Raw genomic sequence first — 22058 nt, 5'->3', positions numbered from 1 at the left:
GCCGCCCGGATCGCCGCGGTCAGACCGCCGATTCGTCGGTCTCGCCGGTGCGGATGCGCACCACCTGCTCGACCGGCGTGACGAAGATCTTGCCGTCGCCGATCTTGCCGGTCTTGGCGGCCTTGACGATGGCCTCGACACAGCGGTCGACGTCGGCATCGCGCACGACGACCTCGACCTTGACCTTGGGCAGGAAGTCGACGACGTATTCGGCGCCGCGGTAGAGCTCGGTGTGGCCCTTCTGGCGGCCGAAGCCCTTGACCTCGGTGACGGTCAGGCCGGAAACGCCGACGTCGGCCAGGGCCTCGCGCACCTCCTCCAGCTTGAAGGGCTTGATGACGGCGGTGATCTGCTTCATGGTGGGCTCCGGAAATCGAGGGGTCGTGTGTCTGGGCTGGACAGCCCCGGTGGGCGCCGTCGCGGACCTTCCCACCGTGTCACGGCGGATTTAAGCACGGAACGCCGGCCTCACCGGCCGGCATGGACCGCCATCCGGACAGCCTCACCGGCGCAATACCTGGACGGCGCATCCGGCCTCCCGCGCTGAGGCACAGTCGGCCGCACAGACCCGCCGTCGGCGGCGTCGCCCCCCCCTGCACGGAGACTGCCCTTGACCCCTGCCGAGTCCGGCCCGAAGACGCACGGCGCCCCCGCCGGGCACGGATCGCCCCCGGTGATCGACACCGCCGCGACCGCCACCGTTCGGGTGCACCAGCACCTGGACACGATCCACGCCGCGGACTGGGACGCGCTGCTGGCGCGGCAGGCCCGGCCCACGCCGTTCATGGCGGCGGACTTCCTGCGCGCGCTGGTCGACAGCGGCAGCGCCACGCCCGACAGCGGCTGGCACGCGCGCTTCATCACCGTCGAGCACGAGGGCCGACTGCTGGCGGCCGCCCCGGTGTGGCTGAAGACCCACTCCTGGGGCGAGTACGTGTTCGACTGGGCCTGGGCCGACGCCTACCGTCGCCATGGCCTGCGCTACTACCCGAAGCTGGTCGTGGCCGTGCCCTTCATGCCGGTGGCCGGCAGCCGGCTGCTGGCCGTCGATGCCGCATCGCGCGCACGGCTGCTGGAGGGCCTGGTCGCGCTGGCGCAGGCCGAGCGGGCCTCGTCCATCCACCTGCTGTTCCACGACGAGGCCGACGATGCGCTGGGCAGCGCGCAGGCCGGCTGGCTGCGCCGCGACGGCGTGCAGTTCCACTGGTGCCAGCGCGAGGACCGGCCCTGGCCGGACTTCGACGCCTTCCTGGCCGATCTGCAGCACGACAAGCGCAAGAAGATCCGCCAGGAGCGGCGCAAGGTGGCCGAGGCCGGCATCACCTTCACCGTGCACCAGGGCACGCAGATCGACGAGCCGCTGTGGGACTTCTTCCACCACTGCTACACGCTGACCTACCAGGCCCACGGCGGGCACCCCTATCTGCAGCGCGCGTTCTGGCGCCAGTGGGCGCGGACGGCGCCCGGTCAGGCGCTGATGTTCGTCGCCCGACGCGATGGCCAGGCGATCGCCGCCTCGCTGCTGGCCATCGACACGGCCACGGGCCAGGCCTGGGGCCGGCACTGGGGTGCGGTCGAGACGGTGTCCTGCCTGCACTTCGAGGCCTGCTACTACCAGCCGCTGCAGTGGTGCATCGCGCACGGCTTCACCCGCTTCGAGGGCGGGGCGCAAGGCGAGCACAAGATGGCCCGCGGCCTGCTGCCGGCGCCCACCCGCTCGGCCCACTGGCTGGCTCATCCGCAGTTCAGCGCCGCCGTCGCCGACTTCCTGCAGCAGGAGGGCCGCGCGATGGCCGGCCATGTGGACGAGCTGCGCGAGCACAGCCCGTTCCGCGAGCTCGCGCCGCCGGACGACCCACCGGCTTGATCCAGGCCAACGACGCGGCACGCACTCCGTACTGCGCCCGATGGGCGGCCATGAAGCCTCTATGCTAGGCGCTTCGCCGTCACCGGCACGCCGCTCCTGCCCGATGGACAAGCATTACCTGACCCCGCTGTTCCACCCTGCATCGATCGTCGTCTTCGCCGGCGATCCGGCCCAGGATCCGCCGACCCACGCCTATGCCCGGGAGCTGCTGGCGGCCTTGCGCTCCGGCGGTTTCCAGGGACCGGTGACCGCGCTCGACATCCACACCACCGGCACGCTGGCCGATCTGGCGCAGTCGGGCGCCGATCTGGCGCTGATCGCCCTGCCCAAGGACGAGCTGGACGAGGCGCTCGAGGTCGCCGGCCGCATCCGCTGCCGCGCCGCGCTGGTGGTCGGCGCCAGCCTGCCGGGGCCGGACTGCCAGCGCCTGCACGCGATCGCCCGCCGCCACGGCATGCTGCTGCTGGGCCCCAACAGCCTGGGCTTCCAGCGGCCGGCGCTCAAGCTCAATGCCAGCGTGCTGGGCTCGCTCGCCGCGCCCGGGCCGCTGGGGTTGATCTCGCAGTCCGGCGCGCTCACCTCGTCCATCCTGGACTGGGCCTCGCGCAACGCGGTCGGCTTCTCCACGGTGATCTCGCTCGGCCCCAACACCGCCGTCGATCTGCCGCAGGCGCTCGACTTCCTGGCCAACGACGGCGCCACGCAGAGCATCCTGGTCTACATGGAGGGCATCCGCCATGCCCGGCGCTTCATGAGCGCGCTGCGGGCGGCCGCCTATGCCAAGCCGGTGGTGGTGATGAAGGCGGGGCGCAAGCCGGCGGGCTCGACCGCCGCGCTGACCCACTCGGCGGCCATCGTCGGTTCGGACGACGTGTTCGAGGCCGCGCTGCGCCGTGCCGGCGCGGTGCGGGTGCGGGCCTTCACCCAGTTGTTCTCGGCCGCCAAGTGCCTGGCCTCGCGCTACCGGCCGGTCGGCAAGCGGCTGGCCATCGTCACCAACGGCGGCGGCCCGGGCGTGCTGGCGGCCGACTGGACCAACGAGATCGGCCTGGAAGTGGCCGCGCTCGGCACCGAGAGCCGCCTCGCGCTGGCGCCGAAGCTGCCGTCCGCCGCCAGCCTGCAGGCGGTCATCGACCTGGGCGAGGACGCTGGCGCCGAGCATTACGCCGCCGCGCTGCAGGCCTGCGGCCGCGACACCGGCGTCGACGGCGTGCTGGCCATCTACTCACCCAAGCCCGACAGCGACCCGGCCGCCGTGGCCCAGGGCGTGATCGAAGGCCTGCGCAACCAGGGCAAGCCGCTGCTGACCTGCTGGATGGGCGACTCGCGCGTGCGCGATGCCCGCGTGGCGCTGAACGCCGCCACCATCCCGACCTTCCGCACGCCGGAGGCGGCGGTCGACGCCTTCGGCAACATCGCCAGCTTCTACCAGAACCAGCAGCTGCTGCAGCAGACGCCGCCGCCGCTGACCACGCTGCGCCAGCCCGACACCGAGGGCGCACGGCTGCTGATCGAGAGCGTGCTGGCCGAACGCCGCAAGGTGCTCACCGAGATGGAGTCCAAGGCGCTGCTGGCGGCCTTCCAGATCCCGGTCACGCGCACGATGCTGGCCCGCTCGGCCAACGAGGCGATGATGATCGCCAACCAGCTCGGCTACCCGGTCGCGCTGAAGATCGACTCGCCCGACATCAGCCACAAGTCCGACGTCAACGGCGTGGCGCTGAACATCGCCACCGCCACCCAGGTGCGCGACACGTGGCACGACATGCTGGCCGCGGTCAAGCGCGCCAGCCCCAAGGCGCGCATCAATGGCGTGACGATCCAGCCGATGGCCGCCAAGCGCCACGGCCGCGAGATCTACATCGGCATGAGCACCGACGACCCCTTCGGCCCGGTGATCACCTTCGGCGCCGGCGGCACGATGATCGAGCTGATCGCCGACCGTGCGATGGAGCTGCCGCCGCTCAACCAGTTCCTGGCCCGGCGCCTGATCGAGCGCGCCCGCGCGGCCGAATGCCTGGGCCCGTGGCGCGGCGCGGCGGCGGCCGACATCGAGGCGATCGAGCAGATCCTGCTGCGCGTCTCCGAGATGGTGTGCGAGCTGCCGCAACTGCGCGAGATGGACATCAACCCCATCATCGTCGACGAGGACGGCGCGGTGGCCGTCGATGCCCGCGTGGTGATCGACCACGCACCGCCGGCCGGCCGCGGCACCGGCGACTACCACCACCTGGCCATCCTGCCCTACCCCAGCACGCACGAGCGCGAGTGGCCGATGAAGGGCGGCGATCTCTACACCATCCGTCCGGTACGGCCCGACGACGCCGACATGCTGCAGGCCTTCGTGCGCAGCCTGTCCGACGAGAGCCGCTACTTCCGCTTCGTCAGCACCATCCACGAGCTGCCGGCGCGCATGCTGGCGCGCTACACGCTGATCGACTATGACCGCGAGATGGCGCTGGCCGCCGTCTACCGTCGGCGCGAGGCGGGCGAGGACGGCAGCGTGATCGAACACGAGGAGGTGATCGGCGTCTCACGCTACATCACCAACCCGGACCAGACGACCTGCGAGTTCTCGCTGGTGGTCAGCGATGCCTACAAGGGCCAGGGGCTGGGTTCGCGGCTGATGCTCAGCATCATGGAGTTCGCGCGCGCCAAGGGCCTGGCCGAGATCCAGGGCCTGGTGCTGGCGAACAACCCGAACATGCTGCGCCTGATGGGCAGCCTGGGTTTCGAGACCAAGCCGTTTCCGGAGGATCCGGACTTCAAGCTGGTGGTCAAGGCGCTCTGAGCACGAAAGGTCCGCCGGACGCCACGACGCACGGCGCCGTGGCCGCCCCGCTGCACGAGCGGGGCCGTCCGGCGCAGGCTCAGCCCTTCTTGGCCAGTTCGGCCTGGTAGCGGGCGACGCCTTCGGTGATCTCGGTCTTGGCCGATTCCGGGCCTTCCCAGCCCAGCACCTTGACCCACTTGCCCTTTTCGAGGTCCTTGTAGTGCTCGAAGAAGTGCTCGATGGTCTTCAGGCGCAGCGGGTTCAGGTCGTCCGGCTTCTGCCACTGGGTGTAGAGCGACAGGATCTTGTCGATCGGCACCGCCAGCAGCTTGTTGTCGCCGCCGGCCTCGTCGTCCATGCGCAGCATGCCGATCGGGCGGCAGGTGACGACCACGCCCGGCTGCAGCGGCACCGGGGTGATGACCAGCACGTCGACGGGATCGCCATCGTCGGCCAACGTGTTGGGCACGTAGCCGTAGTTGCACGGGTAGTGCATGGCGGTGCTCATGAAGCGGTCGACGAACAGCGCGCCGCTGTCATGGTCGACTTCGTACTTGATCGGATCGCCGTTCATCGCGATCTCGATGATCACGTTGAACTGTTCGGGCGCCTTGGCGCCGGTCGGAACGTTGTGCAGACTCATGATGCGGTGTCCGTCTGGGTGGGGTGAGTGAAGGCAAACCCGCGCATTCTACGAAGCGCTCTTGCCCCGGCCTGACGCGACCCGTGCAGCTGCGGGTGACGTCCACCACGTCACACCGCCGTCATCGCATCGATGCCGCCCCGCCGCCGCCGAACCCCGAGCACCCGACCGGATCGATAGCGTTATCGATAACTACCGCGCACACCTCATCCGCGCGGTACGTGGCACATCAGGCACGCCGCGGACGCCATGCCAGAGCGCCGACGGAGGATCCGGCGGCCGGGCGGATCGCGCAGGTCAAGGAGGAGGGCGGCCCGGGGCCGCCCGGGGGACACGGAGCGATCCGCCCGGCCGTCGGATCCTCCCGCCTCTGTCCCTCGCCAGGCCCGGACAAATCAGGCAAAACGGCCGGTGCGCCGGGTCGTCAACAGGAATTCACGCCCACAGGCGACGCTCACGTCACGACTCCGTAGGGCCGGATCAGGGCCTGTCCTCCATGTCCCCCGGGCCGCCTGCGCGGCCCTCCTCCTTCACTTGCGGACAGGCCCTGATCCAACCCTGCGGAGCGGGACGGCCCTGGCAGGGCGGACACGGAGGCCGGCCAGCCGGCAGTGCTCCGGCGCTCAAGCCCTGGCCCGGACCGCCGACCGCTGCCCCTTGTCACAGATCAAGCCACGATTGACGCAGCGCAGTTCCACTGCGGGACGCCCCTCGCCGCCGCCGCCCCAGCCGGGCAGAATCGTCGCCATGCCAGATACCCCCATCCCTATCCAGCCCGAACCGGCAGCCCAGCCCGACGCCAAGGCCGACGACAGCGTGGTGGCGGTGGTCTCGCTCTACCAGAAGCAACGCAAGATCTACCCGCGGGCCGTCACCGGCGTGTTCGCCCGCTGGCGCTGGGCGCTGGTCTGGCTCACCCAGCTCGTGTTCTACGGCCTGCCCTGGCTGGTGTGGAACGGCCGCCAGGCCGTGCTGTTCGACCTCGGCGCACGTCGCTTCTACATCTTCGGTCTGGTGCTGTACCCGCAGGACCTGATCTACCTGACGGCGCTGCTGATGATCTCGGCCTACGCGCTGTTCCTGTTCACCGCGGTGGCCGGACGGCTGTGGTGCGGCTACGCCTGCCCACAGACCGTCTACACCGAGATCTTCATGTGGATCGAGCACCGCATCGAAGGCGACCGTGCCCAGCGCATGAAGCTCGACGCGGCCCCCTGGAGCCTGGACAAGCTCTGGCGCAAGTCCGCCAAGCAGGCCGCCTGGATCGCGCTGGCGCTGTGGACCGGCTACACCTTCGTCGGCTATTTCACGCCGATCCGGGACCTGGGCGCCGCCGTCGCCAGCTTCGGCCTCGGTCCGTGGGAGACCTTCTGGATCCTGTTCTACGGCTTCGCCACCTGGGGCAATGCCGGCTACATGCGCGAGCAGGTCTGCAAGTACATGTGCCCGTACGCCCGCTTCCAGAGCGCGATGTTCGACAAGGACACGCTGGTCATCACCTATGACCAGGCACGCGGTGAGCCGCGCGGCAGCCGCAGCCGGAAGGCCGATCCGGCCAAGCTCGGCCTGGGCTCCTGCGTGGACTGCGGGCTGTGCGTGCAGGTCTGCCCGACCGGCATCGACATCCGCAAGGGCCTGCAGTACGACTGCATCGGCTGCGCCGCCTGCGTGGACGTGTGCGACGGCATCATGGACAAGATGGGCTATGCCAAGGGCCTCGTGCGCTACGCGACCGAGAACGGCGTCGACCAGCATCTGGACCGCCACCAGATGCTGCAGCGGGTGATGCGCCCGCGGGTGCTGATCTACACCGGCATCCTGATCGTCATCTGCGCGGCCTTCATCGCGAGCCTGATGCTGCGCGACCCGTTCCGCGTCGACGTCGTGCGCGACCGCGCCTCACTGGCCCGCATCGTCGACGATGGCCTGGTCGAGAACGTCTACCGGCTGCAGATCATGAACAACGCCGAACAGCCGCAACGCTACCGGCTGGCGGTCAGCGGCCTGCAGGGCCTCACCATCGCCGGCACGGCCGAGGCCGAGGTCGGCCCCGCCGATGCCCGCTGGCTGACGGTGGCCGTGCGCCTGCCACCCGAGATCGCGCAGCAGGCCGGCAGCGGCGCCCACACCATCCATTTCGAGGTGCTGCGCACGGCCCATGACGGCCTGGAGGAGGCCCGGGTCGACGAGAAATCCACGTTCCTGGTCCCGCGCTGAACGCACGCGCGGTCGCCCACCGCAGCGGGTAGGCCCGCATTGCCGGCGGCCGGGGCGGCGGCGCACAGTCCATCGCAGCGACAGCGCCGCACCCGGCGGCGCACGGGGCCTGCCGGATCGTGCGCACGGGCCGCACGGACATCAGGCGGCTTCCGGCATCCGTCGCCCTGCCCGTCCTGTACCCGCCACGGAGGTGACCGATGGACACGATGGACCCGCTGGACCTGCGCGCGCCGGACGCGCCGACGACCGCCAAGCCGCCCCCTCCGGCCTGGCTGACCCACGCGCTGTGCGTGCTCTGGCCGGCCTTCCTGATGGCCGCGGTCCTGGAGATGCTGGTCTTCGCCTGGATCGATCCCGCCGGCCTGCTCGGCCATCACGGTACCGGCCAGCCGGGCGAGGCGATCGCCGTCCACAGCCTGGCCTTCCTGCTGTTCTGGGCCACGATCGCGCTGGCGATCGGCCTGAGCCACTGGCTGTCGGACCGCACCGGCGACCGTGCACCGGCCGTCGGGACGCGCTCCGCGACCTGAACGCATCAGCGGACTGAACGCACCAGCGCGGCGGGCGTTCCCGGACATCGGGCCGCGGCTTATCCCACGTTCAGTGGACATGCGTCACCCCCTTGATCGGGTGGCAACCATTACAGTGGCGGTTGAGCTCGCGCAGTGCGGTACGCTGGATGTCGTCATGGAAGTCAACTGGTTTCTCGAATCCCGGGGACCGGACGGGGAGACCGTCCGGCGTCCGATCCACAGCCTGCCCTGCGCCATCGGCCGCGATCCATCCAACGATCTGGTGGTCAACGCCAGCGGGATGAGCCGCCGTCACGCGCTGCTGGACACCGACGAGGAAGGGCTGCTGCGCATCGTCGATCTCGGCAGCACCAACGGCACCTTCGTCAACCGCCGCCGCATCAGCGGTCCGCGCCGCCTGCGTGCGAACGACGTGCTGCACTTCGGCACGGCCGAGTTCCGCATCACCCGCGTGCAGGAAGGCGTCTGGGGCACACCGGCGGCCGCCCCGCGTCAGTCCGAGCTGCCGCGCTGGGCCGGTGACGCCGTGCCGGCCCAGGCCCGGCCGGACTTCGATCCGCAGGCCACCACGCCGCTGGCCGACGAGCCGCCACCGGTGTTTCCGATGCAGGAAATGGCGCTCGAGGACCTGCTGGGCGGCGTTGGCCTCGACGTCGCGGTGCAGCCGATCATCGCCGGCCTCGACGGCCGTCTGTTCGCCTGGGAGCTGCTCGGCCGCGCCCAGCATCCCGATCTGCCGCAGGAACCCGCCGCCCTGTTCGAGCTGGCCTCGCGCCTGGGTCGCGAATGCGATCTGAGCCAGGCCTTCCGGCGCCACGGGGTCAGCCGCATGGCCACTCAGCTGCAAGGCGCCCGCCTCTTCGTCAACACCCACCCCAAGGAGCTGCTGGACGACGGCTTCGCCGACCGGATCGCACGGCTGCGCGAGGAGGTCGGACTGACCACCCGCCTGGTGGTCGAACTGCCCGAGCCGCCGACGGTCGACCTGCCGCGCCTGCGCGAGCTGACCGCGCGCCTGCGCGCCCAGGACATCGGCGTGGCCTGCGACGAATGGGGCGGCCATGAGGACGCCGAGCGTCGGCTCTCGCTGTTGCGCCCGCAGTTCGTCAAGTTCGACAAGCGGCTGATGCGGGGGCTGCACCAGGCGGACAGCCTGCGCCAGGCCCGGGTGCGCGATCTGGTCAGCGAGGTGCTGGACGCCGGCGCCGTCGCACTGGCCGAAGGCATCGAGAACGAGGACGATGCCGAGCTCTGCCGCGACATGGGTTTCGCGCTGCTGCAGGGCTTCCACACCGGCCGGCCGCTGCCGCTGGAGCAGGCGGCCGCCCTGGGCTGAACGCCGTCCGGGCGCGGCCGGGCCGCTGCGTGATCACGGCCGGACCCGGACCCGGCCCCGGCCGGCCGGCCGGTCTGACCGATCAGACCAGCAGGTCGACCGCCGCGGCGGCCGGCAGCCGCAGCCCGCCGGCGGTGCCGTCGGGGCGGACCAGCCGGATGTGGCCATCGGGCTCGCGCACCGCGAGATCGCCGGTGCGCAGCCAGCCGCCAGCCAGGGCCGCACGCGTGGCCTGCGGGTCCTTGAGGTAGCCCTTCATCACCAGGTTGCCGCGGAACATCACCTCACCGACGCTGCGGCCATCACAGGCCACCGGCCGCAAGGTCAACGGATCGCAGACCGCCAGCCCCTCCTGCAGCGGCTGGCGCACCCCCTGACGGGCACACAGACGCACCTGTTCCGTGAGGCTCTCGGCGGCCCAGCCCGGCTGCGACACCGTGACGGCCGCGGGGCCCCCGGTCTCCGTCAGACCATAGACCTGGGTGACATCGAAGCCCGCCCGCACCAGCGCGTCGAGCAGGGCCGGCTCCACCGGCGCCCCGCCGATCCAGCTGCGCACCGGCCGGTCCAGGCCGATGCGCCAGTCCTGGGGCACGGCCAGCAAGGCCTCGTGCACGTCGGGCAAGGCGCAGAAATGGGTGACCTGGTGCTGACGCATCGCCTGCAGCACGCTGCGCGGATCGCGGCTGCGCAGGCAGACATGGGTGCCGGCCTGCAAGGCCAGCGTCCAGACGAAACCCCAGCCGTTGGCCTGGTGCAGCGGCAGCGTCCACAGGAAGACCGGGTGCAGTGGCAGGCTCCAGGTCAGCGCGTTGCACACCGCCTTCAAGCAGGCCCCGCGGTGGTGGGTGACGACACCGCGCAGCGGCCGTCGGTCTCCGCCCACGTGGTTGAGCGCGATCGCCGCGCGCTCGTCGACCGGCGGCGACAGGCTGGCCAGCGGCGCGTGGGCGGCCAGCCAGGCCTCGTAGTCGACAGCCGACAGGCGAGCGGCCACGGCATCGGCCGGCCACTCGCTGTCGTGGACGTCGACGACCAGCGGCACGCGCCCCTGCTGTGCCCGCAGCTGCGCCAGCACCTGGCGACCGATCGCGGCGTAGGCGCGGTCACACAGCAGCAGCGCGGTCTCGCCGTGGGCCATGCGCTCGGTCAGCGCGTCGACGCCGAGCGACGGATCGAGCGCGTGCACGACGGCACCGACGGCCGGTACCGCGTAGTGGGCCTCGATCGCCTCGGGGGTGTCGGCCAGCAGCAGGCTGACGGTGCGCCCCGGGCCGATGCCGGCGGCCTGCAGCGCGGCGGCCAGCCGGGCGACCCGTTCACGGGTGCTGCGCCAGTCCTGGCGTCGGCGGCCGTGGACGATCGCCGTCAGCCCGCCGTGGACCTCGGCCGCGCGTTCGACGAACGACACGGGCGACAGCGCGACCGCCGACGGCGGCGCGTCCTCGTCCATTGCATCGTAAGAGGTGGTCATGGCATCTCCCTGGGCCCGGCGACCGGCCCGGCGTGCGGACTGCGGCATGCGGGCGCATCTTGAGGCCGGCGCCGGCCCCGCCAAGGCCGGAACAAGCACGGCCCGGGCGGTCAGATCCGGGCCTGCGGAGGGCCCGCCGGGCCTGCGCTACACTGCGCGCCGGACCAGGAGAGCGTCCCGCCATGCCGGCGGGGCCGCCGAAGGCGCAGGCGCCGGCGCGAGCCGCATCGCCACCGAACGCTCAGGCAAAAGGACTGGCCACCACGGGATCGCGCAGGCGGCCCCGTGTTCCTCACTGGAGAGAGAGGCCGGCGCCCCAGGGCGCGGCGGCCTCCACCGAAGGGGCAAGCGGGCCGTCGGCCGGTGCGTGCAGCGCGCCGCGGACACCGTCAATCTCTCAGGTAAAGCGGACAGCGGGGGCAGCCCCGGGCCGGATCGACGGCCCGGCGACCGAACGCCCTCGCCAGGATTCCGCCATGACCGCGCCCGCCACCGCCGACACCCCGCTGCTGCAGACCCCGCTGCACGCCCTGCACCAGGAGCTCGGCGCCCGCATGGTGCCCTTCGCCGGCTACGCGATGCCGGTGCAGTACCCGGCCGGCATCCTGGCCGAGCACCGCCAGTGCCGCGCGGCCGCCGCGCTGTTCGATGTCTCGCACATGGGCCAGATCGTGCTGCGCGGTGACGGTGCCGCCGCGGCGCTGGAGCGCGTGCTGCCGCAGGACATCGCGGGCCTGGGCGATGGCCGCCAGCGCTACGCCTTCTTCACCGCCGAGGACGGCGGCCTGCTCGACGACCTGATGGTCACGCGCCGCGGCGAGGAGCTGTTCCTGGTCGTCAACGCCGGCTGCAAGCACCAGGATCTGGCGCTGCTGCAGCGCGAGATCGGCGCGGCCTGCACGATCGAGCCGCAGTTCGAGCGCGCGCTGCTGGCGCTGCAGGGCCCGCAGGCCGTCACCGCGCTTTCGCGCCTGAATGCCGACGTCGCCGCGCTGCGCTTCATGACCGGCGGCCACTTCACGTTGCAGACGGCCGGCGGCGCGATCGACGTCTTCCTGACCCGCTCGGGCTACACCGGCGAGGACGGCTTCGAGATCAGCGTGGCCGCCGACCAGGCCGAGGCGCTGGCCCGCGCGCTGCTGGCCCAGGCCGAGGTGGCACCGGCCGGCCTGGGCGCGCGCGACACGCTGCGCCTGGAAGCCGGCCTGTGCCTGTACGGCCACGACATCGACACCACCACCAGCCCGGTCGAGGCCGGCCTGGCCTGGGCGATCCAGAAGGTGCGCCGCCCGGGCGGTGAGCGCGCCGGCGGCTATCCCGGCGCCGCGCGCATCGGCGCCGAGCTGACCGATGGCCCGGCGCGCCGCCGCGTCGGCCTCAAGGGCCTGGACAAGGCCCCGGTGCGCGAGGGCACGACGCTGGTCGACGCCGACGGCACCGCCATCGGCCGCGTGACCAGCGGCACGCTCGGCCCGACGGTGCAGCAGCCGGTGGCGCTGGCCTACGTGCCGGCGGCCCTGGCCGAGGTCGGCACCGCGCTGCAGGCCGAGGTGCGCGGCCGCCGGCTGCCGATGGTCGTCGCCACGCTGCCCTTCGCCCCGCACCGCTACCATCGCTGACGTGTCGCGCCGGCCGCCACGGCCGGCGTGCGCGCGCCCGTCCGCCCCGGCGGCCGGGTGCACTCCCGGACGCGCGGCACCGCCGGCCCCAGCCGCCTGGCCGTGACCGCCCGTCATCCGACCCGACCCTCCAGCCGCGGCCTGCCGGCCGCCCCCGCCATGAGCATCAAGTACACCGCCGAACACGAGTGGATCAACACCGCCGACGCCGCCGCCGCCGTCGTGGGCATCACCCAGCACGCGCAGGACGCGCTCGGCGACGTGGTGTTCGTCGACCTGCCGGAAGTCGGCCGCACCTATGCCAAGGGCGAGGTCGCCGGTGTCGTCGAATCGGTCAAGGCCGCCGCCGACATCTACATGCCGGTCGACGGCGAGGTGGTCGAGGTCAACGAGGCCCTGCGCGACGAGCCCTCGCTGGCCAACACCGATCCGCTGGCCACCGGCTGGTTCTTCAAGGTCAAGCTGGCCGACGCCAGCCAGACCGACGCGCTGATGGACGCCACCGGCTACGACGCGCTGCTGAAGTCGCTGTGACCGTCCGCGCCGTGCGCACCTCGCCGCCACCGGCGGCCAGGCGCACGGTGCCCTGAGGCGACCGGCGAGCGCGCCGGTCGCCGTCCTCGCGCCCGAGCCGTCCGCGGCCAGGCTGCCGCCCGGCCGCTGCCGTGGCGGCCGCCGGAAGCCCACGACGCCTCGGGCGCGACGACCTGCTGCCGCACCCCCTTCCTTCTCCGCCCCCGATCCGCATGACCGCCTCTGCCCAGCCCCCGCTGTCCACGCTCGAGAACCCGACCGAGTTCATCGCCCGCCACATCGGCCCGACGGCCGAGGACCAGGCGCAGATGCTGTCGGCCGTGGGCATGGCCTCGCGCGCCGCGCTGATCGACGCCGTCGTGCCGCCGGCCATCCGCCGCGCCGCGCCGATGGACCTGCCCGCCCCGCTGGGCGAGGCCGCGGCCCTGGCCGAGCTGCGCGCGATCGCGCAGAAGAACCGCCGCATGAAGAGCTTCATCGGCTGCGGCTACCACCCGAACCACACGCCCGGCGTCATCCTGCGCAACATCCTGGAGAACCCGGCCTGGTACACCGCCTACACGCCCTACCAGGCCGAGATCTCGCAGGGCCGCATGGAGGCGCTGGTCAACTTCCAGACCCTGGTCTGCGAGCTGACCGGCATGGACATCGCCAACGCCAGCATGCTGGACGAGGCCACCGCCGCGGCCGAGGCGATGACGCTGGCCAAGCGCAGCGTCAAGGCCAAGGGCCAGGTGCTGGCCGTCTCCGGCGACGTGCATCCGCAAACCCTCGAAGTGCTGGCCACCCGCGCCGAGCCGCTGGGCCTGCAGCTGGTGGTGGCCGACTCGGCCGCGGCCTGGGACGCGGCGCTGGCGCGCGACGACCTGTTCGGCGCCCTGGCCCAGTACCCGGCCAGCAGCGGCTGGCTGCACGACTGGAGCGCCGACGCGGCGCGCGTGCAGGCCCAGGGCGGCGCCTTCATCCTGGTGGCCGACCTGCTGGCCCTGACGCTGCTGAAGTCGCCCGGCGAGATGGGTGCCGACATCGTCGCCGGCACCACCCAGCGCCTGGGCATGCCGATGGGCGCCGGCGGCCCGCACGCCGGCTTCCTGGCCTGCCGTGACGCGTTCAAGCGCGCCCTGCCCGGCCGTCTGGTCGGCGTCAGCGTCGATGCCCACGGCGCCACCGCCTACCGCCTGGCGCTGCAGACCCGCGAGCAGCACATCCGGCGCGAGAAGGCGACCTCCAACATCTGCACGGCGCAGGTGCTGCCGGCGGTGGTCGCCAGCATGTACGCCGTCTACCACGGCCCCGAGGGCCTGCGCCGCATCGCGCAGCGCGTGGCGCGCTGCACGGCCATCCTGGCGGCCGGCCTGAAGACCCTCGGTTTCGACGCCATGCACGGCAAGGGCACGGCCTTCGACACGTTGAGCCTGCACACCGGCGCGCGCACCGCCGAGCTGGCCGCACGCGCGCGCAGCCTGGGCGCCAACCTGCGCACGGCCTGGGGCGAGTACCTGTGCATCAGCCTGGACGAGACCACCACGCGGGAGGACCTCGCCCTGCTGTGGCGCATCTTCGGCGGTGACGCGGCCACGCTGCCCGACGTCGAGGCGCTCGATGCCGGCGCGCCGTCCCTGATCCCCGAGGCGCTGCTGCGCACCAGCGCCTACCTGACGCACCCGGTGTTCAACTCGCACCACAGCGAGACGCAGATGCTGCGTTACATCCGCAGCCTGTCGGACAAGGACCTGGCGCTGGACCGCAGCATGATCCCGCTGGGCTCGTGCACGATGAAGCTCAATGCCACGGCCGAGATGATCCCGATCACCTGGCCGGAATTCGCCGACATCCACCCGTTCGCGCCGGCCGACCAGATGCAGGGTTATGCCGAGCTGGACGCCCAGCTGCGCGCCTGGCTGGAGCAGGCCACCGGCTATGCCGGCATCAGCCTGCAGCCCAATGCCGGCTCGCAGGGCGAGTACGCCGGCCTGCTGGTGATCCGCGCCTGGCATGCCAGCCGCGGCGACACGCAGCGCGACGTCTGCCTGATCCCCGAATCGGCGCACGGCACCAACCCGGCCTCGGCCCAGATGGTGGGCATGCGCGTGGTGGTGGTGAAGTGCGACGCCGAGGGCAACGTCGACCTGGCCGATCTGCAGGCCAAGTGCGCGGCCCATGCCGACACGCTGGCGGCGATGATGATCACCTACCCGAGCACCTACGGCGTCTTCGACACCCAGGTCAAGGACCTGTGCGCGATCGTCCATGCCCATGGCGGCCGGGTCTACGTCGACGGCGCGAACATGAACGCGCTGGTCGGCGTGGCCGCACCGGGCCAGTTCGGCGGCGACGTCAGCCACCTGAACCTGCACAAGACCTTCTGCATCCCGCACGGCGGTGGCGGCCCGGGCGTGGGCCCGGTCTGCGTGGTCGAGGACCTGGTGCCCTTCCTGCCCGCGCACCGTGCGGCCGAGGGCCTGGGCGGCTACTGCAGCACCGCCGCCGGCGTGGCCGACGCGGCGGTCGATCCGCGCGTGGGCGCCGTCTCGGCAGCCCCGCTGGGCAATGCCGCCGTGCTGCCGATCAGCTGGATGTACGTGCGCATGATGGGCGCCGAGGGCCTGACCGCCGCCACCGAGGGCGCGATCCTGTCGGCCAACTACGTCGCCGCGCGTCTGGCACCGCACTATGACATCCACTTCAGCGGCAACATCGACGGCGTGGCCGGCGGTGGCGTGGCCCACGAGTGCATCCTGGACCTGCGCGGCTTCAAGGAGCGCTGCGGCGTCTCGGCCGAGGACGTGGCCAAGCGCCTGATCGACTACGGCTTCCATGCGCCGACGCTGAGCTTCCCGGTGGCCAACACGCTGATGGTCGAGCCCACCGAGAGCGAGCCCAAGGCCGAGCTCGACCGCTTCTGCGACGCGATGATCGCCATCCGCGCCGAGATCGCGCAGGTCGAAGCCGGCACCTGGCCGGCCGACGACCATCCGCTCAAGCACGCGCCGCACACCGCGGCCGTGGTCAGCGCGGACGACTGGAGCCATGCCTACAGCCGCAGCACGGCCGCCTGGCCGGTGGCCAGCCTGCGCGCCGGCAAGTACTGGTCGCCGGTGGGCCGCGTGGACAACGTCTGGGGTGACCGCAACCTGTTCTGCAGCTGCGTGCCGCTGTCGGAGCTGGCCGGTCCGGCGGACTGAGCACCGCCTGAACCCGGGCATGCCACGGCCATCGTGCCGCATGTGGCACGCCCGGGCCGGGCGCGGGACACGCAGCGCTCAAGCATCGCCGGCAGCAGCCGAAAGACCCGACGGGAAGCGCCGCCGGCCGTCAGCGGGGCGTGACCGCCCGATGGACTCCGCGCTGTTCGCCGATGACTGCCTCCCCGACTGCCGCCCGCCTCCTCGCCCCCGGACTGTGGCTCATGCGCCGCCTGCGCATGGCGCCCAAGCTCGCGCTGCTGGGTCTGATGCTGTTCGTGCCCCTGCTGCTGCTGGTGGCCTGGGCCTGGCGTGACGGCCAGGCCAGCCTGGACTACAGCCGCCAGGAGCTGCAAGGCGCCCGACAGGCGCACCGCCTGGGCGATCTGAGCCTGGCCCTGCAGCAGTTGCGCGCCGGCCAGATCCGGGCCAGCCTGCGCCAGCCCGCCGACGCGGCCGCGGCCCCCGCGGCGCGGGTCGCCGAGGTGCTCAAACCGTTGCAGACCGCCGGCGGCGTCGACCACGACCTGCTGCCGAAGGAGCCCCTGACGGTCATCGTGCAGGAGGCCACCGCGCTGGCCTCGCCACAGGCCGCGGGCCTGCGGCGCGACGAACTGCTGCAACGGCACGAGCACCTGCAGCACCGGCTGCAAGCCTCCCTGCTGCTGATCGGCGAGCGTTCGGGCCTGCTGCTGGACCCTGAGGCCGGCAGCTACTTCCTGATGGACCTGAACATCGAGCGCCTGCTGCCGTGGATGGATGCCATCGGCGGCGTGCGCGACCGCGCGGCCGGCGTGCTGGCCCGCGGTGAGGTCGGCACCCTCGACCGGGCCGCCATCCTCGGCGATGTCGAGACCCTCGAAGCCCGCCTGAACGACCTCGATTTCCGCTTCGGTGCGCTGGAGCGCGCCGGCGAATCCCGGCCCGAGGCCTGGGCCAAGTCGCGCACCGCCAGCCTGGAGCTGGCCCGCCACACGCGCACCCTGTTCGCGGCCGACACCCTCGACGATGTCGGCGCCGCCCACCTGCAGCAGGCCGATGCCGCCCATGCGGCCGTGACGGCGCTGCGCACCGACGTGGCGGCGCGGCTGGAGCGCGCGCTGGTCGAGCGCATCGCCCACCAGCGCCTGCGCCTGGGCCTGCAGCTGGGCGTGTCGGCACTGGGCATGGGCCTGCTGGTCTACCTGGCGGCCGCCTTCTTCTTCAGTTTCCACGGCGCCCTGCGTCAGCTGCACCAGGGCGTCAACGCGGTCGCCGATGGCGACCTGACGCCCAAGGTGGAGATCCCCGGCAGCGATGAGCTGGCCGACATCGGCGCGATGATCGAACGCATGAACGCGCGGCTGTCGGCGATGGTCGCCGAGATCCGCTCGAACGCGGTGCGGGTGGGTCTGTCAGGCAGCTCGGTGGCCGGCAGCTCGGAGGCCCTGTCACGCCGCACCGAGGAGCAAGGCGCCAGCCTGCGCCAGACGGTGGCCACCATCAGCCAGCTCAGCGAAGCCGTCTCGGCCAATGCCGCGGCAGCCGAGGCACTCGATCGCCTGACCGAGAATCTGCGGGCCCGCAGCGAGGAAGGCGGCACGGCGATGCAGGCCTCGATCCGCTCGATGGGCTCGCTGGAGGCAGGTTCACGCCGCGTGGGCGAGATCATCGGCGTGATCGACGGCATCGCCTTCCAGACCAACATCCTGGCCTTGAACGCGGCCGTGGAGGCCGCCCGGGCGGGCGAGGCCGGCCGCGGCTTCGCGGTGGTGGCCGCCGAGGTGCGCTCGCTGGCCCAGCGCAGCAGCTCGGCAGCCGGCGAGATCCGCCAGCTGATCGCCCAATCGACGGAACAGGTGGACGTGACGGTGCGCCAGACGCGCGAAGTCGGCGGCACGCTGGAAGCCGTGGTCGACGGCGTGCGTCGCGTCAGCGATGCGCTGCGCGGCATCGCCCAGGCCAGTGCGCGCCAGCGCGACGATCTGGCCCAGGTCTCGCACAGCGTCGAGCACCTGGACCAGCTCACGCGGCAGAACGCGGTGATGGTCGATGAATCGAGCGCGTCCTCGCACGAGCTGGTCAGCCGGGCGGGTTCGCTGTCGAAGGCCGTCGGCTCCATCCGTCTGCGTCAGGGCAGCGCCGACGAGGCGCGTGCGCTGGTGGACCGTGCGCTGCCGCTGCTGCAGCGTCAGGGCGTGCAGGCGGCGATGCCGACGCTGCAGTCCCGCGACCAGGGCTTCGTCGACCGTGACCTCTACGTCTTCGTGCTGGACCGCAAGGGTCAGTACCGACTGCATGGTGCCAAGCCGCAGATGCAGGGCAAGCGCGTGCACGAGGTCCCGGGCATCGACGGCGATCGCTTCGTCCGTGACGCCTGGGCTGCGGCCGAGCATCAGGATGGCGGTTGGGTCGAGTACGACATCGTCAATCCGGAGACGGGTCAGGTGCAGCCCAAGGCGTCCTACGTGATCGCGCTCGATGCCCAGCAGCTGGTGGGCTGCGGCGTGTACCGCCAGCTGCAGACGGCCTGAGCGACCGCGCTCACCAGGGGCGCGATCCGGTCCGACCGGTCCGCCCCTCGACTTGCCGTCGATCTGGACAGGCCCCTTCGGGGGCCTGTGGCTTTTGGGGCTCGTGCACCGCATCCGTATCGGTGCCGTTGACCCGGGCCCCGTGCGCGGGGCGGGCCGCCATCGTCAGGCCTCGGGCCGTGTCACGGCCGGCCTCCACGAGGCCCGAGAATGGGCGCCGCGGGCTGGCAGGGCGCTCGTCCGCGCTCCACGCCACCCACGCTGCGGCAAGATCCGGTGCGGGCGATCGGAGCAGGCCCGGGATGCCCCGGACAGGCTGGAACACGAGGGACGGGCCGGACAGGCAGGACCCGCGGCACGGCCACGGGATCGCCGCAGCGGCCAGGCACATCGCCGGAGCAGGTCTCGACATCGGTCGGCCAGGGTCAGCCGGGGTCGGACCGATCGGCCGAGGAAACCGCGAACCTCAGGGCCCTCATGCAAGGACGGGCCGTGTGGCACCGAGGCCGGCCCCGCCGAGCCGCGGTGGCACGGACCTCCAGGGTGCGCGGAGATCCGGACACACCATCCGCTCGGGATCGTGCGTGTCCGGGTGGGGCGCGCCGAGGCGCCCGCACGGGCCGGTCAGACCGGGCCCATCAAACCGTGTTCGTCAGACCGTGTTCGTCAGACCGGCTCGTCGAGCATCGCGCCCACATCGGCCTCGATCTCGGTACCGGTCTCGGTCGCGGCCTCGATGGCGGCCGACTCACGCACGCCGGCCCCCTCGTCATCCCGCCCGCCCTCATCGGCGAAGCCGGAGATGGCGCCGGCCAGCGCGACCGCGCCGGTCAGCGCCATGGCGCCGCCAGCCGGCAGAAGGCCGTCGCCCGACGGATAGGCCGCACCATCGGCCACACCATCGGCCGCACCGTGTCCACGGACGGCGAGACCCCCGTCATCGTCGGTGCCCCCGGCCGGGCCAGCCGACACCGCCAGCGGCACGGGCGCCACGGCCATGCCGTGCCGCACGACCCCGCAGGTCGCCAGATGCCGGTCATCCAGGCGGACGACGAAGGCGGTCTTGGCCACCGGCTGGCGGCGCGCCGCATCGACGCAGTGGAAATCGATCCAGCCGCCAGCGCCGTCGGCCGCCTCCCAGGCGCGGCGCAGGTACTGCTCGCCCTGCACGCTGCTCAGGCCGGCGCGCTCGAACAGGCTGCGTCCGACCCAGTCGGGCGAGCCACCACTGCCCACGCATCGGCCATCGCGGTCGATGACGTCGACGAACAGGCCCGGGCGCAGCAGGCCGCCATCGGGCTCGCCGGCCATCAGACCGACGCCCTCGGCGCCCAGGTCCGCCGCCAGGGCCAGGGCCTGTTCCGCCAGACCGCGGGCATCGCCGGCACGCCCGAAGGGCAAGGCCAGCGCGGCCGCAGCCTGGTGCAACTCGGCACCCTGGGTCTGCAGCCGGCGGGCCATGTCGCCGGCACGGCCGGCGGTCACGCCGATCTCGCGGCCCAGATCCTCCATGCCCTGCAGGCTCTCGGTGGCCTCGGCCAGACCGGCACTCTGGTCCTGGGCGCTCAGCACCACCTCACCCAGCCGGTGCGACAGCAGCTTCACGCTTTCGGCCAGGCCATCCAGGCTGTCGCGGCTGCTGCGGATGCAGTCGGCGGTCTCGCCGACCTCGCCGGTGATGCGGTCGATCAGCTGGCGGACCTCGCTGGCCGCCTCGGCGCAGCGACCGGCCAGCGCACGCACCTCGCCAGCCACCACCGAGAAACCCTTGCCGGCCTCGCCCGCGCGCGCCGCCTCGACGGCGGCATTGAGCGCCAGCAGATTGGTCTGGAACGCGATGTCGTCGATCACGTTGTTGACCTCGGCGATGCGGCGGGCGCTGACCTCCAGGGCCTCGATGCGCTCGACCGTCTGACCGACGGCCTGGCTGCCGGTGCTCGCCTGGGCCTGCACCGCGTCATTGAGCTGGGACAGACCCGCCGCCGCCTCGACCTGGGTGCTGGCCGAGCCACCCAGACGGCCGAGCACGGACGAGGCCGTCATCAAGCGCTGGGTCTGCTGGGCCGCGCACTGGGCCACGGTCTCGCCGTCGCGGGCGAGCAGCTGGCCGCCATCGGCGATCGCGCAGCTGACGGTGTCCAGGTCCGCCGCGCGCCGGGCCAGCGACAGCCGCATGCGGTCCAGCCGGTCGGCCAGGGCCGCCAGCTCGTCGTGGCCGCGGACATGCACCGGCGTGGACAGATCGCCCTGGGCCAGACGTGCGGCCCCTTCGTCGAGGCCCTGCAGACCTTCGGCCAGGCTCAGGCGCAGCGCCCGCTGGCTCCACAGCGTGACGCCGCCCACCAGCGCGCCGAGCGCCAGCAGCGCCAGCAGCTGCAGCGCATGGGCGCGCTGCAGGCCGTCCAGCCGCACGCCGACGGCCCGCCGGGTCTCGTCCTGCAGATCCGCCCAATGGCGCAGCAGCGCGCCGCCCTGGGCCTGGATGCGGGCCGTGGCCACCGCCGGGGTCTCGTCGGCCCGCAGGGGCGGGCTGGCCACCAGCAGGCTGGTCCCGTCGGCCAGCGCGCGCCAATGCACCGGCGCGCTGCGGCCGATGTCGACCAGGCTGTCGAGCTGCTCGCCGATGCGGCCGACCTGGGCCTGCAGGCGGGCGCTCAACCAGCGCGCACGCAGCGCCGCATCCGCGTCCTCGCGCACCAGGGCCTGGCGCAGGGCCAGGCCGCGCCACTGGCTGATGTCGGCGGCCAAGGGCTGGAACTGGCCCACGGACAGGGCGACCAGCTGCGTGAGCTGGGCATCGGGACGATGGGCCAGGCCGCTGCGTTCGACCGCCAGCAGCTCCAGCCCGGACACGCGCGACAGCATCCGGGTGTCGCGCAGCCAGGCCTGATCGGCCGGGCCCTGGGGCGCGGTCAGACGGACCTCGGTCTGGACCAGGCGCTGCAGCTCGGCCCACTGGGTCTGCCAGCGGGCGCCGGCGGCGGCGGGCACCGGCAGCGGGTCGACCCGCTGCAGCTCCTGCCCGAGCCGGACCGCGCTCTCGCGCCAGGCCGCCTGGGCCGAGGCATCACCGGCCAGCAGACGCTGGTTCAGATCGCGGCGGTCCATCATCGCCAGCACCAGGGGCTGCAGGCCATCGACCAGCTGCAGGCCGCGCACGGCCTCGCGATCGGCACGCCAGGCGTCCGCCGCCTGCAGGCACAACAGCAGCCAGGCCGCCAGCAAAGGCAGGGCCAGCATGCGCAGCGGCAGCCGCAACTGGGCGGCCAGCGGCCAGCCGGACAGGCGCTCCGCCAGGCTGGCGCAACCACGCATCCACAGGCGACCAGCGGCGGGCAGGGAGGCAGTCAGGTTCATGTCG

13 protein-coding genes and 2 riboswitches are annotated in these 22058 nt (G+C 72.5%); of the genes, 9 read left to right on the top strand and 4 right to left on the bottom strand.

Translation table 11 applies throughout. The annotated features are described in order from the left end of the window. Nucleotides 1-19: 19 nt before the first annotated feature. Nucleotides 20-358, bottom strand: a complete 339-nt coding sequence (locus AACH11_RS08955) for a P-II family nitrogen regulator (RefSeq protein ID WP_341373875.1) — start codon at nucleotides 356-358, stop codon at nucleotides 20-22. Nucleotides 359-673: 315 nt separating this feature from the next. Between AACH11_RS08955 and AACH11_RS08950 the strand changes: the two genes are divergently transcribed. Both AACH11_RS08950 and AACH11_RS08945 read left to right on the top strand, forming a co-directional pair. Next, nucleotides 674-1867 (top strand): GNAT family N-acetyltransferase, encoded by a 1194-nt coding sequence (locus AACH11_RS08950; protein ID WP_341373874.1) that lies wholly within the window; start codon nucleotides 674-676, stop codon nucleotides 1865-1867. A gap of 103 nt (nucleotides 1868-1970) precedes the next feature. Next, a complete protein-coding gene (locus AACH11_RS08945) occupies nucleotides 1971-4658 on the top strand; it encodes a bifunctional acetate--CoA ligase family protein/GNAT family N-acetyltransferase (protein ID WP_341373873.1) in 2688 nt (895 codons plus the stop codon). A 79-nt stretch (nucleotides 4659-4737) separates the two neighbouring features. On the opposite strand, the gene ppa is transcribed toward AACH11_RS08945, so the two are convergent. Further along, complete coding sequence (gene ppa, locus AACH11_RS08940; protein ID WP_341373872.1) at nucleotides 4738-5283, bottom strand: inorganic diphosphatase; 546 nt, start codon at nucleotides 5281-5283, stop codon at nucleotides 4738-4740. A 747-nt stretch (nucleotides 5284-6030) separates the two neighbouring features. Here ppa and ccoG point away from each other — a divergent pair. From ccoG to AACH11_RS08925, 3 genes are all read left to right on the top strand, one after another. Continuing rightward, a complete protein-coding gene (gene ccoG, locus AACH11_RS08935) occupies nucleotides 6031-7500 on the top strand; it encodes a cytochrome c oxidase accessory protein CcoG (RefSeq protein ID WP_341373871.1) in 1470 nt (489 codons plus the stop codon). Nucleotides 7501-7700: 200 nt separating this feature from the next. Next, the gene (locus AACH11_RS08930; RefSeq protein ID WP_341373870.1) at nucleotides 7701-8033 is read left to right on the top strand and encodes a hypothetical protein; all 333 of its coding nucleotides are present in this window, start codon (nucleotides 7701-7703) and stop codon (nucleotides 8031-8033) included. Nucleotides 8034-8190: 157 nt separating this feature from the next. After that, nucleotides 8191-9372, top strand: a complete 1182-nt coding sequence (locus tag AACH11_RS08925; protein ID WP_341373869.1) for an EAL domain-containing protein — start codon at nucleotides 8191-8193, stop codon at nucleotides 9370-9372. A gap of 82 nt (nucleotides 9373-9454) precedes the next feature. Here AACH11_RS08925 and AACH11_RS08920 read toward each other — a convergent pair whose 3' ends face one another. Then, the gene (locus AACH11_RS08920) at nucleotides 9455-10846 is read right to left on the bottom strand and encodes an AMP-binding protein (RefSeq protein ID WP_341373868.1); all 1392 of its coding nucleotides are present in this window, start codon (nucleotides 10844-10846) and stop codon (nucleotides 9455-9457) included. Between the two features lie 164 nt (nucleotides 10847-11010). After that, a riboswitch (glycine riboswitch) is annotated at nucleotides 11011-11104 on the top strand. A gap of 27 nt (nucleotides 11105-11131) precedes the next feature. Beyond that, nucleotides 11132-11270, top strand: a riboswitch (glycine riboswitch). Between the two features lie 52 nt (nucleotides 11271-11322). Between AACH11_RS08920 and gcvT the strand changes: the two genes are divergently transcribed. From gcvT to AACH11_RS08900, 4 genes are all read left to right on the top strand, one after another. Further along, nucleotides 11323-12465 carry a glycine cleavage system aminomethyltransferase GcvT gene (gcvT, locus tag AACH11_RS08915; protein ID WP_341373867.1) on the top strand — a complete coding sequence of 381 codons (1143 nt, stop codon included), beginning with the start codon at nucleotides 11323-11325 and terminating at the stop codon, nucleotides 12463-12465. Between the two features lie 159 nt (nucleotides 12466-12624). Then, nucleotides 12625-12999: a glycine cleavage system protein GcvH gene (gcvH, locus tag AACH11_RS08910; RefSeq protein ID WP_341373866.1), complete on the top strand. Its 375-nt coding sequence runs from the start codon at nucleotides 12625-12627 to the stop codon at nucleotides 12997-12999. A gap of 212 nt (nucleotides 13000-13211) precedes the next feature. Further along, nucleotides 13212-16184 carry an aminomethyl-transferring glycine dehydrogenase gene (gene gcvP / locus AACH11_RS08905; protein WP_341373865.1) on the top strand — a complete coding sequence of 991 codons (2973 nt, stop codon included), beginning with the start codon at nucleotides 13212-13214 and terminating at the stop codon, nucleotides 16182-16184. Nucleotides 16185-16408: 224 nt separating this feature from the next. Next, nucleotides 16409-18697 (top strand): methyl-accepting chemotaxis protein, encoded by a 2289-nt coding sequence (locus tag AACH11_RS08900; RefSeq protein ID WP_341373864.1) that lies wholly within the window; start codon nucleotides 16409-16411, stop codon nucleotides 18695-18697. A 666-nt stretch (nucleotides 18698-19363) separates the two neighbouring features. Here the strand turns inward: AACH11_RS08900 and AACH11_RS08895 are convergent. Then, a complete protein-coding gene (locus AACH11_RS08895; protein WP_341373863.1) occupies nucleotides 19364-22054 on the bottom strand; it encodes a methyl-accepting chemotaxis protein in 2691 nt (896 codons plus the stop codon). Nucleotides 22055-22058 lie beyond the last annotated feature (4 nt).

Origin of the sequence: Pseudaquabacterium rugosum, from assembly GCF_038066575.1 — a bacterium.
Classification (GTDB): Bacteria; Pseudomonadota; Gammaproteobacteria; order Burkholderiales; family Burkholderiaceae_C; genus Pseudaquabacterium; species Pseudaquabacterium rugosum.
The sequence above is the reverse complement of the archived record's forward strand: the minus strand, read 5'-3'. Positions and strand labels throughout refer to the sequence as shown.

Coding starts and splice junctions, on each gene's coding strand:
- AACH11_RS08955 (WP_341373875.1), bottom strand. CDS start 358: ATGAAGCAGATCACCGCCGTCATCAAGCCCTTCAAGCTGGAGGAGGTG.
- AACH11_RS08945 (WP_341373873.1), top strand. CDS start 1,971: ATGGACAAGCATTACCTGACCCCGCTGTTCCACCCTGCATCGATCGTC.
- ppa (WP_341373872.1), bottom strand. CDS start 5,283: ATGAGTCTGCACAACGTTCCGACCGGCGCCAAGGCGCCCGAACAGTTC.
- ccoG (WP_341373871.1), top strand. CDS start 6,031: ATGCCAGATACCCCCATCCCTATCCAGCCCGAACCGGCAGCCCAGCCC.
- AACH11_RS08930 (WP_341373870.1), top strand. CDS start 7,701: ATGGACACGATGGACCCGCTGGACCTGCGCGCGCCGGACGCGCCGACG.
- AACH11_RS08925 (WP_341373869.1), top strand. CDS start 8,191: ATGGAAGTCAACTGGTTTCTCGAATCCCGGGGACCGGACGGGGAGACC.
- AACH11_RS08920 (WP_341373868.1), bottom strand. CDS start 10,846: ATGACCACCTCTTACGATGCAATGGACGAGGACGCGCCGCCGTCGGCG.
- gcvT (WP_341373867.1), top strand. CDS start 11,323: ATGACCGCGCCCGCCACCGCCGACACCCCGCTGCTGCAGACCCCGCTG.
- gcvH (WP_341373866.1), top strand. CDS start 12,625: ATGAGCATCAAGTACACCGCCGAACACGAGTGGATCAACACCGCCGAC.
- gcvP (WP_341373865.1), top strand. CDS start 13,212: ATGACCGCCTCTGCCCAGCCCCCGCTGTCCACGCTCGAGAACCCGACC.
- AACH11_RS08900 (WP_341373864.1), top strand. CDS start 16,409: ATGCGCCGCCTGCGCATGGCGCCCAAGCTCGCGCTGCTGGGTCTGATG.
- AACH11_RS08895 (WP_341373863.1), bottom strand. CDS start 22,054: ATGAACCTGACTGCCTCCCTGCCCGCCGCTGGTCGCCTGTGGATGCGT.